Genomic DNA, 14,072 nt, shown 5'->3' on the forward strand with positions numbered 1-14,072 from the left:
GATTTATACCTCCCTCATGTACTGATAATATGCTGCGCATGTCCCTTCTGTAGATACCATACAAGGACCTATAGGACGTAATGGTGTACAACTTTTGTTGAACAAGACACACTCTTCTGGTGTAATGAGTCCACGAATAATTTCTCCACAGCGACATTTCGTTTTCCTTGGTTCTCCTACATTCACTTTAAATTTTCTTTTTGCATCAAATTGAGCATATTCACGTTTAAATCCTAAACCACTTTTTGAAATAACACTCATTCCTCGCCACGCCTCGTCATGAAAATCAAAATATTTTTTTATCAAATTTTGAGCAACTGGATTTCCTTCATCTTTTACCACATACTTATAGTCATTAATAATTGATACTTTTTTATCTATTAAAAGTTGTAAGATTTTATAAATACCGCTCAATAACTCAATGGTTTCAAACCCCGTAATGACACCCGGCATCTGAAACCCTTCGACTAAAAATTCATAATTCTTTTTCCCCATCACAACCGACACATGCCCTGGTAATAGAAATCCATCTATATTTACGTCTTCAGAGCTAAGTAATACTCTTAACACAGGCTCTACTAACTTAGTAGTCATCCATATTGAGTAATTTTTCAACTCTTTTTTTTGCGCTTCGTGAACAGTTAACGCTAGAATAGGTATTGTCGTTTCAAACCCAATTCCTAAAAAAATAACCTCTTGATCAGGATTTTCTTCTGCAATTTTAATACTATCTAAAGGTGAATAGACAACTCTTATATCCTTTCCTTCGGTCTTTGCCTCCATTAAACTGAAATTAGAGCCAGGGACACGCATCATATCGCCAAAAGTGCAAATTATTCTTTTAGGGCCCTCAGTTAATTTAATCATGGCATCAATAGACTTTTGATCTGTTACACAAACTGGACAACCTGGACCTGCTATTAAACGGACGTGTTCTTTTAATCTCTTTTTTATTCCAGATTTCGCAAATGCCATTGTATGTGATCCACACACTTCCATTAACACGGGTACCCTTCCATTTTGTTCTTTAAATGTATTAGCTAATCTCAAAACGGCTTCTATTGATTTACGAATTAGTTGAGGATCTGAAAGGTCATTCAGCTGTTCCATTAATTAAAATCCTCCATTCTTCAATACTTTCTTTAGCAAATTTCTCGTCAACTATTGTCATTGCTTGCCCAGCATGTAATAAAATATAGTCGTTGATCTTAACACCTGGAACAAAAATGATTCCGGCATACATTCTAGCCCCCATCACATCAACTAACGCTTTCTCTTCCTCAATCGAAATAACTTTAGCAGGAACAGCTAAGCACATTTGAACTCAACGCCTTTCTATAGTTATTTTGAAATTGCTTTTGCAGCTATGATCATTTGACCAAATGCTAATCCCCCATCATGACATGGAATATTTTTATGAGTATAAACGTTGAATTCTTTATGTTCGAGCTGACGTTGTATTTCTTTACGTAAATAATTATTTTGAAATGTTCCTCCAGACAAAACAAGCGTTCTACTCAAATGTGGATTATTATTAATAATCTTTAAAGTCATATCAACACAGCTTGATACGATTGTTCGGTGGAATTTTTGAATAATAGGATTCAGCGGTTTTTGTAGTAGTTTTTCTTGGATAATCTGATAAATCATAGGGGAAAAATCTAGTTCAAGTTGATTATGTATAGTTGGTATGATTTGATATGGATAAGTTGTAGAAGAGTTTTCTACTTGTTCATGATTCATTTTATCCGCTAATTTTATAGCTGGCTCACCTTCATATGTGGAAGTCATGCAAATACCAAGAATTGCGCTTATAGAATCAAATAAACGTCCACAAGTACCTGCCATCGGGGTATTAATTTGTTTAGCAATCATCTGCTCAATAATGTTTATTTCAAATAATTTCTCAGGAAAAAGCTTAGCAAGCCATTTTCTCCCCTCATTTGGCCAGTAAGAAAGAATCATTCCCACCGCATTTCTCCAAGGTTCTTTCACTGCTTTTTCTCCACCTGGAAGCGGCGTATACTTTAAATGCCCTAATCGCTGATAAAAATTGGCGTCCCCATATAAAAATTCAAATCCCCAAATATGTCCATCATCTCCGTATCCTGTTCCGTCTAATATGATTCCTAAACAAGGTTCATCAAGATGATTGTCTTCTATACAAGAGACATGATGTGCATGGTGATGTTGAATTTGAATTATATTACAGTTGTAATTCTTTGCAAAAATAGTCGTTGAGTATGATGGATGTTTATCAACAGCCACATTCTTTATGTCTACTTCATACCACTTGGAATATTGCTTTAGTTGCTCTTCAAAATATTGATTCATTTCTTCATTTTTTAAGTCACCAATATACGGACTCAGAATAATTTGATTTTGTTTTCCAATAGCAAATGTGTTTTTTTGATTTCCACCTAAAGCAACAATATTCGAAACCGTAGAATTTGTTGTAAATACTTCTGGAGCAAATCCCCTTGCACGTCTATAAAATAACAGTTTTCTCTCGTCCAATTGAACAACAGAATCATCAATTGGGTGAACAATTTCTCGATTGTGGGTTAATTTATAATCACAGATTTCCTGTAAATTTGTTAAATCAGTATCTTTGTATTGAATGGGGAAGCCAGAAGGGTTTGCACTAGTCATTATGAGACACTCCACATCATTTCCTTCAAATAATAAATGATGTAGTGGCGTATACGGTAACATGATGCCAAGCGTCGTTAAATCTGGAGCTATTATTTCTGGTAAAGCGCAATCTGTTTTTTTATGTAATACTGCTATCGGCATTGCAGAACTGGTAATTATTTTTTCTTCATCAACTGTAATATGACATAAACTTTTTGCAATTTCCAATGATTTTACCATGATTGCAAATGGCTGTTGTGGTCTTTGTTTTCGGAGCCTCAATCGATTCACTGCCTTTTCCTGATATGCATCGCAAGCCAAATGATAGCCTCCAAGACCTTTTATCGCAATAATTTCACCATGTTGGATGAGCTCAATCGTTTTTAAGACAGCAGTATGATTTTCAGCAAGTAATTCTCCCTTTTTATTCAAAAGCGTAAGGGTAGGTCCACATTCAGCACAACAAATTGGTTGTGCGTGGTGTCGACGATTAAGTGGATTATTATACTCTACTTGACAAGCAGTACACATTGAAAATGCACTCATTGTTGTGTTTGGACGATCATAGGGTAATCGGTTAATAATCGTATAGCGTGGCCCACATTGCGTACAATTTATAAACGGATATTGAAAGCGTCTATTTAGAGGATCTCTCATCTCTTCTAAACATTCTTTACAAATAGCTGCATCTAATGTTATCGAAGTAACACTAGCTTCAGTATTAATTTCGCTTTGGATAATCGAAAAATCTTTATAATAGACTGGCTGCGTTTCGTAAATATGAATTTCATTAATTTTTGCCAATTTTGGTGGAGACAATTCAAGTTCCTTTAACATTTTAGTAATCTGTTGTTTTTCTCCTTCCAGTATAATATTTACACGATCAATATTATTTTGAACTGTTCCATTAAGTTGATGCTTTTTTGAAAGCGCGTAAACAAATGGACGAAATCCTACTCCCTGAACCTTCCCTTTAACAATCACATTTATAGCGCTAAACATTTATAATACGCATCCTTTATCCAACTTAACCAACTATCCATTCCAATTCCTGTTTGTGCAGATAGTACTTTTAGTTGTGCTTTGGGATTAATTTTCTCTAAGTCCCTTTTTGCTTCTTCTAAATTGAAAGAAAGATATGGTAGAAGGTCAATTTTATTAATGATTGTTATATCTGTTTTTCTAAACATTACAGGGTATTTTGGAATTTTATCATTCCCCTCAGGAACGCTTAACACAACTACTTTATAATCTTGTCCTAAGTCATAACCGGATGGACAAACTAAATTACCGATATTCTCAATAAAAAGGATGTCGATACTTTTAAGATCAAACTTTGGTATGGTTTTAGCAATCATTCTTGCATCAAGATGACAACCACCAACTGTATTAATTTGAATTGTTTTGATTCCAAGTGACCGTAATCTTTCAGAATCAAGCTCTGTTGCTAAATCCCCTTCTATGACGGCAATCCTAAATTCATCTTTTAAACTTTTTATAGTCTCTTCCAACAAGGTTGTTTTACCCGCGCCTGGAGAACTCATCAAATTGATAACTAGGATTTTATGTTGTTTAAAAATTCCCCTATTTCTATTTGCGACTAAATTTTGATCTGATAAAACATCTTCCTTTAAGTTAATTTTCAAAGTTGTCACTTCCTTCATAAGATTCTGTTCTAAATGTTTCTCCAGAAATGAGAACACAACTTGGTAGATCACATTTCGGACAAAGTGCAATTCGATAATCAGGTACAAATTCATATAAACACTTTAGACATCTTGATTTTGCTTCTTCTCGTATAATATGTAGTTGTGATTTTTCATCAAGAAGACCCATCTTTTCTTTACGAAGATAGAAAAAAGCTAACTCTAAAGCATCTGGTAACACATTGGAAAGGTCCCCTACAATTACATCGATTTTCTTTACTTTCGTAAAACCTCTAACCGCAGCATCCTCTGAGACAAGATGAATAATTTCAAACATTAATGACATCTCATGCATTAGAAAAGCACCTTTCTCATTTCTCTTCATAAATTTTATGTATATTTTTACAAAAAAGAACTTGCTATCGTTAAGTTTAAGTAAGGAATATTTTCTCTACAAAAAATATTTTTGGGCTTTATTTTCTATGATTAAAATAACATTTCAAAGCCATATTAAGAATGAGCCAAATGGAAAGGAGCGTTCATCTGATGGGAAGAGACAATAAACAAGGCAAAAGCAAAAATAAAAACTCATTACCTCAAACACCAAAAAACGAAAAAATAGCACCACAAGCTGCGAAAGAAGAAACTGCTCAAGAGTTAGTTGAGCTCGAAAACTTAGTTGCTAAAAATAAACAAAAGAAAAAACAAAAATAGGAGGGCTCTCTTATGGAATATCAACGAGCACAAGAAATTGTTGCTTCACCGAAAGAATTTGAAGTTAGCTATAACGGTGTTTCTGTTTGGATTGATAAGTTACTTAACGAAAGAACTGCAACCGTTCATTTAAGACATTCTCTTGAAGAAAGATCTGAAGTGGATATCTCCGAATTAAAAGAGGAATATCTCATACATTAAAACTAGGTCCCATTGGAAATTTCCAGTGGGATTCATTTTTGTATGCTTTAGTTATATTTTTCTTGCCTTTTTAAAGACATAAGTTTATTATAAGTATTGATTGATAATTTTATTACATAATTTATGCCCTTATAGCTCAGCTGGATAGAGCAAGAGTTTCCTAAACTCTGTGTCGCAGGTTCGAGTCCTGTTAAGGGCATTTTTTTAATTGGATCTACCCTAAAAAAATTCAGGACATTAAATTAACTAAATATCATAAATTAAAATATTAAAAATAATCAGAATATTTTGCATTTTATATTTTTTTCTGTTACTATATGATAAAGTTACTTCCATCACAACTATGGTTTTCATTTAAAAGGAGATGAATATTATGACAAAGGTAGTTTTAGTAAATGGACAATACTTAGCAATCATTAATGAATCACATATGGTAGAAACAAGAGAATTACCAGAAGGCATCCAACTCGGAGCGATGAGTGAAGTTGAATACGACCATACAACAGGTCAAATTATTGTAGATGGACAGATTCTTTAATCTGAATCCATCTTTTTTAATGTTCCTGGAGTCACCGTCATTTGTTCCATTAGTTTGTATTTTACATTTAGCTAAGAATTACAAAATTAGTCCACTTTCCTCTTTTTTAAAATTTTTCTACTCACACCATAAAATAGATTTACAATGTGTTAATTTCTACTCCTTCTTTTTTACCTTCATATCTTTTCCACCAACAATACTATGCTGAAAGCTAATAATACTCTGCAAAATTATCTAGAAGAATTTTTACTTTTTATTCAACTACTCTACTTCTTCCCCTCACTTTATTATGATCTAAATCACTCGATCCAGATCCTTATCAAGCATTTTTTTAAATTCTTCATAAATAACGATGAAATTTATTAAAAAAACACTATTGTATAAAAATCATAGATTATGTATAATAACAACCTGTCGAGAAACAATTTAAGTCATTTCGTAAATTTCTATAGAATTCGATATATTTCAGATTATTTTGGCATCAGTAAGGAGCAAGGCTATGTTTAAGAAAAAGAAAGTAGATCAAGGAAATAAGGGTGTTAATGCATATGTATTAATCTTTGCTTTAATCGTCATTTCTGCTATTTTAACGTATATCGTACCAGCTGGACATTATGATACAAAACAAGTAGATGGTCGAAGTGTGATTAAACCAGAGACTTTTACGTTTGTAAATAATCATCCAATTGGTCTTTTAGATTTATTTAGTGATATTCATCAAGGTATGGTGAACGGTGCGGGTACAATTTTCTTCGTATTAATCATTGGTGGCGTATTTGGAATTATTAATGCCACAGGTGCACTGGACTCATTTATCGTGACATTTGCACGTAAAATGAAAAACCGTGAGAAATTAGTCGTTCCCATTTTAATGTTATTCTTTGGTATTTGTGGTGCAACAATGGGGATGTCAGATGAAGTAGCTGTTTATGTAGCACTTCTTGTACCCCTAACCATCGCATTAGGATTTGATGCTGTTACAGGCTTTGCGATTGTAGTAGTTGGTGCCTCAATGGGTTTCACAGCGGGCTTTTTAAACCCATTCTCTGTTGGGGTTGCACAAGGAATCGCTGAACTCCCAACATTCTCAGGAATCGGTTATCGTCTAATTGTATTCGTTGTGTTCTACACAACAGCAGCCATCTTTGTTTATCGTCATGCGATGAAGGTTAAGAAAAATCCGGATATAGGGATTTACGGTAAATTCGAAAAGTTAAGTCCACATACCAAAGAAGATCTGTCCGTTACCTTCACATTACGGCATAAATTAGTCTTAACTGCTTTTTTAACGAACTTTGTGATTTTAATCATTGGTGTGATGAAATATGGCTGGTATATTCCAGAGATCGCAGGACTATTCTTAATGTTTGGTATTATTATGGGAATTGTTGGAGGCCTTGGAGCATCTGAAATTGCCGATAGTTTTGTAAAAGGAGCATCTGACCTAATCGGTGGCGCCTTAATCATCGGGTTAGCACAAGCGGTGCTAGTCATCTTTAAATCAGGTGGGTTGATGGATACTATCTTACATTTTGCCTCTGCTTTATTAAATGATCTCCCATCAACATTCACAGCTGTTGGTATGATGATTTTACAAATGATGATCAACTTCCTAGTCCCATCCCAAAGTGGACAAGCAGCACTGACAATGCCAATCATGGCACCATTAGCTGATCTAGTAGGTGTCACACGCCAAACAGCTGTACTTGCCTTCCAATTAGGTGATGGAATTGCTGCAAGTATGTTCCCTACAAACGGTGCACTGATCGCGGCACTTGCAGTCGCAGGTATCCCATGGAACAAATGGGTAAAATGGTATTTCAAATTCTTTATCATTATCTTCATACTTTCAGTGATTCTGTTAGTAATTGCCGAAAAGATGAATTATGGACCGTTTTAAAGCTATATGTACCTACATTATAAATAGTTTAAAGGGGCTTATCCACTTGGTAAAGCGTTCCCTTTTGAATCAAAAAATGCAAGAAAAAGCATGCATGACCATTCACATATGGAATAGGTCATGCATGCTTTTTCTTATTTCGACTTTGTTAAATTTAATAACGCAACTCAATAACTTTTGAGCAAAAGCTCCTATTTATTTAATAAGATTTCCTAATAGTTATTGAATGTTGTCTATACCCCTTAATATTCTAATGCTTTATTGACGGATTCAATTGCATGTATTTCTGTTGTATCGAATATAGGAATTTCTGAATCCTCTTGTTTGACTAATAATCCAATTTCCGTACACCCTAATATGATTCCCTCAGCACCATTTTCAACTAAGTTTTTGATAACTTCCTTGTAATAATCTCTTGATGTTTGTTTAATGTTACCTAAACATAATTCTTCATATATAACCTTGTTAATCATTTCTCTTTCAGTATCATTTGGAACTAAAACACTAATCTCGTTAGATTCTATTCTGGATTTATAAAAATCTTGCTCCATCGTGTACTTAGTGCCTAATAACCCCACCTTTGTCAAATTTGATTTTTTTATTTGATTGGCAGTTGCATCAGCTATGTGTAAAACAGGAATTGTTATCCTTGCTTCTATATAATCTATTACTTTATGCATCGTATTTGTACAAATTACTATAAATTCTGCACCTGCATTTTCTAAAGATGATGCAACATCTCCTAATGTTTTACCTGCACTTTCCCAATCACCTTCCACTTGATAGCGTTCAATCTCTTCAAAGTCAACGCTATATAAAAGACATTTTGCAGAATGTAATCCACCTAATCTGTTTTTTACCTCTTCATTAATGATTCGATAATATTCAACCGAAGATTCCCAACTCATTCCACCAATTAGTCCTATTGTTCTCATAAAGTTCCCCCATATCCACTTTGTAATATATACCTAATTATACAATTTTTTTAAAGTATCAATTCTTTTAAAAAAACCTTTCCCACATTGCACAATACTTTGTGTCTTTGACTAAAAATTAATTGTTAAATTGGGCTTGAAAATAAATGCTAAAATTGTATATTATTAGTATACCTAATTTATTGGAATTATCTGGAATTAAAAAAGAGTTTTAATAGACTATTGGAGGGATCACAAAATGGATTATTTAATAGAAACATGCAATCTAACCAAGCTTTTTGGTCAACAAAAAGTGGTTAATAATCTTTCTTTACATATCAAAAAAGGAGAAATATATGGTTTTAGGCATTATTTTATGTAGATATGAATTCTATAAAAATAAGGTTAAGTAGCTATGCAAAATGTTAAAGTATTTAAATATCACAAGTTCGAATCATTTTAGTAATGTTTCTAAGAAGTACAAAATAGATAGCTCCTATTTTTCAATGGGTGCTATCTATTTTGTTTATCAATGTAAAAAAATCAAATCACATTATGACATTTAGACGTTTGTGCAACTTTCAGTAAAGTTGAATGATTAACATAGTGGATCCTACATTCAACTAACTCAAAAATGATTTAGCAACCTTCTTATGCTGATATGTCATTGCGATCGTCATTTTGTACATTTTTCGGTATGGCATCATTATATGGCATATTACTATGTCCATAGCTACGATGAATCATCATATATACTAAACCAATAACAATTACTACAACTCCTGAAACAATTACGATGTAATTATCATACCAAGCTACATCTGGTGTTCTTGGCCAACACATGTTGATCATTGCGATTATTCCGTAAAGGAGTGCACCAATATTGATAGGTAGCCCCCACTTGCCTAATTGATACTTACCACTTGGTTTCCACCCTTTTAGTCTAGCTCGAAGTGCAGCAAGAACAACCATTTGGAATCCAAGATAAATGCCAAATGATGCAAAACTAACTACCTTTGTAAGCGCATCTGTAGACACTTTTGATCCCAACACAATGATTGCTGGAACAATAGCTGCAAGAAGTAACGCATAAGGTGGAATGTGACGGGCAACCGAAAATTTCTTTAACAATTGGCTTCCTATTATCATATCGTCACGTCCATACGAATAAGCAAGTCTACTTGCAGCCGCTTGTAAACTAATTGCACATGAAAGGAAAGAAATCAACACAATACACAGTACAATCTTCGCGCCAACCGTACCGAATGCCTTGTTTAGTAGTGTATCAACTGGTGCTACGTCCTTTCCAGAAATAACTGCCGGAATATCAGCAACAGAAAGTACTAAAGAAAGGCAAACAAAAGTTGCTGCAGCTCCACCAATGTAAATTGTTCGTCGCATTGCCTTTGGGATCAAAACGCCTGGATTGGGTACCTCTTCAGCAACATCGCCACAAGCTTCGAACCCATAATATAAAAATGCACCAATTAATCCAGCTGCTGCAAATGCATAAAAGAAACTATGACTACCTTGAGCACCAAAAGAATCAAAGAACACACCAAGATTATGATGTCGTTCTGTAATAATTAACCAAAATCCTACTACAAGTGCACCAATAATCTCTGCTGCAAAACCAATTACTGCTGCAGCTGCAAGAACCTTTGTGCCAAGAAAATTGATAATTGTTGATACTACAAGCAAGCCTATTGCACAAAGGATCGTCGAATTCACCGATGATTCAAAACCCAAAACCTGCGCTATAAAAGGTCCAGCTCCGTATACAACGCTGGCAATCGTCACTAGCAAAGCCATTAAGTAGACCCAACCAGTCATCCATGCCCACTTACGTCCCCATAATCTTCGGGCCCAAGGATAGACTCCTCCTGCTACGGGGAATTGCGCAACAATTTCACTAAAGACAAGTGCCACTAGGAGTTGTCCGAATCCACAGATGACAAGACTCCAAATCATCGGTGGGCCACCTTGCGCAAGCGCGTAAGCAAATAGTGTGTACACCCCTACTACCGGTGAGAGGTATGTGAACCCCAGCGAAAAGTTTGCCCATGGGCTCATGTCGCGTCGAAATTCAGATTCATATCCAAGTGCAGCCAGTTGTGCAGCATCACTATCATGATGGTCCGATCTAGATTCACCGACATTTTTGTTCAGATTTTCTTGCATGTTTTGAACCTCCTTTAATTTGTAGATATATTTTTCATTGCAATTCTCATGCCAATAAACAGAATTATATGAACATTCAGTGAACTATGGGCGAAAAGGTATTTTTTTTATAATCAAATTCAATTTTGAAAGATTGTATTCAATAGTGAATAAACTATTTGAATGAATCAATCTTCATAATGCATAATTCTTATCAAATAAACGACTCGCATTTTCGAGGGCTCTACGCTAATTCCACTTCAACTTCAACTTCAACTAAGATAGCAACATTAGATTTTCATCATAAAAATCTAGATTTTTTTCTTTATCAGTGGCCTCGGACGACTTGACGAGGAGATTGTAGCCAAGCCCGTGGAAAGCGACATCAGTAGTTAAATATCCAATTATTTATAGTAATAAGTGAATATGTTGAAATGTTCAATTTAAAAATTGAAATGAATTTATGAAATTGTTTCGAATACAATCATCTGCAATAAATTACATTTACATTATTCCCCCTTCAAGATAGAGTTGCATATAAGCCCTTTTTCCTATGAAATTTAGAATAAATTATGCAGGTTTGCCTTAACATCACCTAACTCACAGACAAGCAAATCTTATGCTTCCTCTCTTCAAACCCTCATCTAGGAGACTCTCAATAAATCTGACCTCTATTAAATATAGGGCATGTAAAAATTGGACAGAGTATGATATGGTATATTCTCTACAACTATTGATTTGAAGGTGAAGACCATGCTAGAAGTAAGTGAAAGTAAATTAGCACAGTATATGGTACATCATATAAGTGATGTGCTTATTTTGGGAGAGGAGGCATTCTCTCAGCCAGAGGTCATGCTCGAAGCAGCCTTTACACAACTTGCATTTAACAAAATCGATTGGGATCAACAATAAGAATTTTTTCACGAAACAGACATTGGATTAAACGAAGTGTACACATATGTAAAATCTATTTTTGATGATGAAAGTAGTTTCCTAGAACAATCGAAGCATATCGCTACACATCTACAAAGCGTATCCCAGCATCCTAATATTAAAGACGGCGAATTGTTTATTGGTATATTCCAAAATTGCCTTTGGAATACAGAGCCGAAAAAGGCAATTGCCATTGTAAAAATTGATGAAAGAGAAATATTTTTGGATGTAAAAAACGAACAAAATAAAATGATTGTCCATGGCATTGACGGTATTAATGTAAAGAAAGTTAATAATATGGCCGTTATCGTAGATATGGGGGCTGACGAAGCACCTGCTGTCTTTATCAAAACAAAAAAGAAAGAAGATGTCATCTATTGGCAAGAGCGCTTTTTAAAGATTAAGGTAGCAGATGAGAATTTTCATAAAACGAAACTAGCATTAACAGAATGTAAAAAATACATTCTAAAAGAAGATAGTTTTACGAATACCGAGAAGTTGGGTTTTCTAAACAAAACGCTCGATTATTTTAGAAACGAAGAAGAATTCGAAGTCAGTGACTATATTGACTCGGTTTTCGAAAATGCCGAGCCCGTACAAAAAGATATCATCGTCAATACAGTAAAACCCTACGAAACAGTCATTTCTGAGAGTGCAATTGAAAAGGCCGAAAAAAGTTATAAGCGTAAAATAAAACTCGATTCGAATATTGAAATTCAGGTAAACGTACGCGATATCGATCAAGTGGATGAACTAATCGAAGTCGGTTATGACGAAACAACTAATCGTAAGTTTTATAAAATTTATTTCCAAGAAGAAATATAATCGCATATCTCCCTCCAACCAATGGAGTTGACTCTTAATTAGAATCAACTCCATTTATAATTCCGTTTAAAAAAACTCTCGTTTCTTTTCATTCGCTACCTACCCTTTACTTTTAAAAACAACTTGATTTTCACATCTCACAATATACAAAATTATCAAATTATTATAAAATTTACTATGGTAATTACTTAATACTTGAATCAAGGAGGCGGTAACATGATTAAACAATCCATCATTGAAAATGTGTTGGAAGTCGCTCTTTCTACAGGTGGGGATTTTTCAGAAGTATTTATTGAAGATAAATATTCGAATGCACTCGGCCTAGTTAGTAACAAAATCGAAAATAGTATTTCGGGACGTGATTTTGGAATTGGTATTCGCATTTTTTCAGGTCTTCAAAGTATTTACACCTATACAAATGATTTTTCTGTAGAAGGATTACTTTTAGCAGCCAAAAAAGCAGCCCTTGCAATACAAGGTGGCGGTACAGGAACCATTCACCCACTAAAAAAAGAATCATTCCACCCCCTTCACCAAATTAAACAGATGCCACAAACGGTTGAACATAGTAGAAGAGCTGCAATTATGAGAAAGGCAAATGACATTGCTCGAAACTATGATCCACGTATAAGTCAAGTAAGAGTCCGTTATTTGGACGAAGAACAAAATATCCTGATTGCAAATTCAGAAGGCAAATGTATTGAAGATACACGCGTTCTTAGCCGATTAGCGATTCAAACAACTGCAACCGAAGGAAAAGAATTGCAAACTGGATTCTATGGTCCTGGTGCGCATGCTGGATTTGAGTATATTGAAAATTTAGATTTGAATCACTATGCTGGAGAAGCTGCACGTATAGCGATCAATATGCTTCATGCAGATGAATGTCCAAGTGGAAAATTCCCAGTTATTATCGACAATGAATTTGGTGGGGTTATTTTCCATGAAGCTTGTGGACACGGTCTTGAAGCAACAGCTGTTGCAAAGAACAATTCTGTATTTGCCAATCGAATTGGCGAAAAAGTTGCATCAGAAATCGTGACATACATTGATGACGGAACTCTTCCGAACGAATGGGGTTCTCTCAATATCGATGATGAAGGTGAAAAAACACGTAAAAATGTCTTAATCGAAAATGGTATTTTAAAAGGTTATTTAATTGATAAATTTAATGCACGTCGTATGAATGCTGAACCAACTGGCTCTTCACGCCGACAATCTTATCGCTTCAGCCCTACTTCACGGATGACGAATACCTATATTGCACCGGGTACCTCTACACCTGAGGAAATTATAGCTGCAACTGAATATGGCCTTTACGCAAAATATATGGGCGGCGGGCAAGTCAATCCTGCGACAGGAGATTATAACTTTGCGGTTGCTGAAGCCTATATTGTCAAAAACGGCAAAATAGAACGACCTGTTCGTGGGGCAACATTGATTGGAAATGGTGCAAAAACATTGCAACTTGTGGACCGTGTTGGTAATAATCTTGCGCATGGCGCTGGCATGTGCGGAGCCCAAAGTGGCAGTATTCCCGTCAATGTTGGTCAGCCTATGATTCGCGTTAGTGAAATTACAGTTGGTGGGACAAAGGGGGAATAATG

Annotated in this window: 13 protein-coding genes, 1 tRNA gene and 1 pseudogene; 8 read left to right on the plus strand and 7 right to left on the minus strand. The window is 34.9% G+C overall.

The genetic code is table 11. The features are described 5' to 3' along the window. Window positions 1-3: 3 nt before the first annotated feature. Genes hypD through CEF14_RS07175 form a run of 5 tightly spaced genes read right to left on the minus strand, consistent with a single transcriptional unit; the run spans window position 4 to window position 4,665 of the window. A complete protein-coding gene (gene hypD / locus CEF14_RS07155) occupies window positions 4-1,110 on the minus strand; it encodes a hydrogenase formation protein HypD (protein WP_102692221.1) in 1,107 nt (368 codons plus the stop codon). Further along, entirely contained in the window at window positions 1,094-1,318 is a 225-nt protein-coding gene (locus CEF14_RS07160; protein ID WP_102692222.1) for a HypC/HybG/HupF family hydrogenase formation chaperone, read from the minus strand. The genes hypD and CEF14_RS07160 overlap by 17 nt, the downstream gene beginning before the upstream one ends. Before the next feature lie 23 nt (window positions 1,319-1,341). Further along, window positions 1,342-3,636: a carbamoyltransferase HypF gene (gene hypF, locus CEF14_RS07165; RefSeq protein ID WP_102692223.1), complete on the minus strand. Its 2,295-nt coding sequence runs from the start codon at window positions 3,634-3,636 to the stop codon at window positions 1,342-1,344. Then, complete coding sequence (gene hypB, locus CEF14_RS07170; protein WP_102692224.1) at window positions 3,621-4,280, minus strand: hydrogenase nickel incorporation protein HypB; 660 nt, start codon at window positions 4,278-4,280, stop codon at window positions 3,621-3,623. The genes hypF and hypB overlap by 16 nt, the downstream gene beginning before the upstream one ends. Continuing rightward, entirely contained in the window at window positions 4,270-4,665 is a 396-nt protein-coding gene (locus CEF14_RS07175) for a hydrogenase maturation nickel metallochaperone HypA/HybF (protein ID WP_245890085.1), read from the minus strand. Before CEF14_RS07175 ends, hypB begins: the two co-directional genes overlap by 11 nt. A 161-nt stretch (window positions 4,666-4,826) precedes the next feature. Here CEF14_RS07175 and CEF14_RS18970 point away from each other — a divergent pair, with 161 nt between their 5' ends. From CEF14_RS18970 to CEF14_RS07190, 5 genes are all read left to right on the plus strand, one after another. Continuing rightward, on the plus strand, window positions 4,827-4,994 hold the full coding sequence (locus CEF14_RS18970; RefSeq protein WP_170061469.1) for a hypothetical protein: 168 nt from the start codon (window positions 4,827-4,829) through the stop codon (window positions 4,992-4,994). 12 nt (window positions 4,995-5,006) lie between these two features. Continuing rightward, window positions 5,007-5,195 (plus strand): H-type small acid-soluble spore protein, encoded by a 189-nt coding sequence (locus tag CEF14_RS07180; RefSeq protein ID WP_102692226.1) that lies wholly within the window; start codon window positions 5,007-5,009, stop codon window positions 5,193-5,195. 125 nt (window positions 5,196-5,320) lie between these two features. Continuing rightward, window positions 5,321-5,394, plus strand: a tRNA-Arg gene (locus tag CEF14_RS07185). A 174-nt stretch (window positions 5,395-5,568) separates the two neighbouring features. Further along, window positions 5,569-5,733: a hypothetical protein gene (locus CEF14_RS18975; RefSeq protein ID WP_170061470.1), complete on the plus strand. Its 165-nt coding sequence runs from the start codon at window positions 5,569-5,571 to the stop codon at window positions 5,731-5,733. A gap of 499 nt (window positions 5,734-6,232) precedes the next feature. Further along, complete coding sequence (locus CEF14_RS07190) at window positions 6,233-7,633, plus strand: YfcC family protein (RefSeq protein ID WP_102692227.1); 1,401 nt, start codon at window positions 6,233-6,235, stop codon at window positions 7,631-7,633. Between the two features lie 242 nt (window positions 7,634-7,875). Here CEF14_RS07190 and CEF14_RS07195 read toward each other — a convergent pair whose 3' ends face one another. Further along, entirely contained in the window at window positions 7,876-8,568 is a 693-nt protein-coding gene (locus CEF14_RS07195; RefSeq protein WP_102692228.1) for an aspartate/glutamate racemase family protein, read from the minus strand. A 630-nt stretch (window positions 8,569-9,198) separates the two neighbouring features. Then, window positions 9,199-10,728: an APC family permease gene (locus CEF14_RS07200; RefSeq protein WP_102692229.1), complete on the minus strand. Its 1,530-nt coding sequence runs from the start codon at window positions 10,726-10,728 to the stop codon at window positions 9,199-9,201. A gap of 732 nt (window positions 10,729-11,460) precedes the next feature. On the opposite strand from CEF14_RS07200, the gene CEF14_RS19240 reads away from it, so the two are divergent. The 3 genes and pseudogenes from CEF14_RS19240 to CEF14_RS07210 all read left to right on the plus strand — a co-directional run bounded on the left by CEF14_RS19240 (window position 11,461) and on the right by CEF14_RS07210 (window position 14,070). After that, a complete protein-coding gene (locus tag CEF14_RS19240; protein ID WP_245890087.1) occupies window positions 11,461-11,619 on the plus strand; it encodes a hypothetical protein in 159 nt (52 codons plus the stop codon). An 18-nt stretch (window positions 11,620-11,637) separates the two neighbouring features. Continuing rightward, window positions 11,638-12,465 (plus strand): annotated as a pseudogene (locus tag CEF14_RS07205) (nucleoid-associated protein); the annotation flags it as partial. Between the two features lie 216 nt (window positions 12,466-12,681). Next, window positions 12,682-14,070 (plus strand): TldD/PmbA family protein, encoded by a 1,389-nt coding sequence (locus tag CEF14_RS07210; RefSeq protein ID WP_102692230.1) that lies wholly within the window; start codon window positions 12,682-12,684, stop codon window positions 14,068-14,070. Window positions 14,071-14,072: the final 2 nt, after the last annotated feature.

Source organism: Rummeliibacillus pycnus (genome assembly GCF_002884495.1).
GTDB lineage: Bacteria > Bacillota > Bacilli > Bacillales_A > Planococcaceae > Rummeliibacillus > Rummeliibacillus pycnus.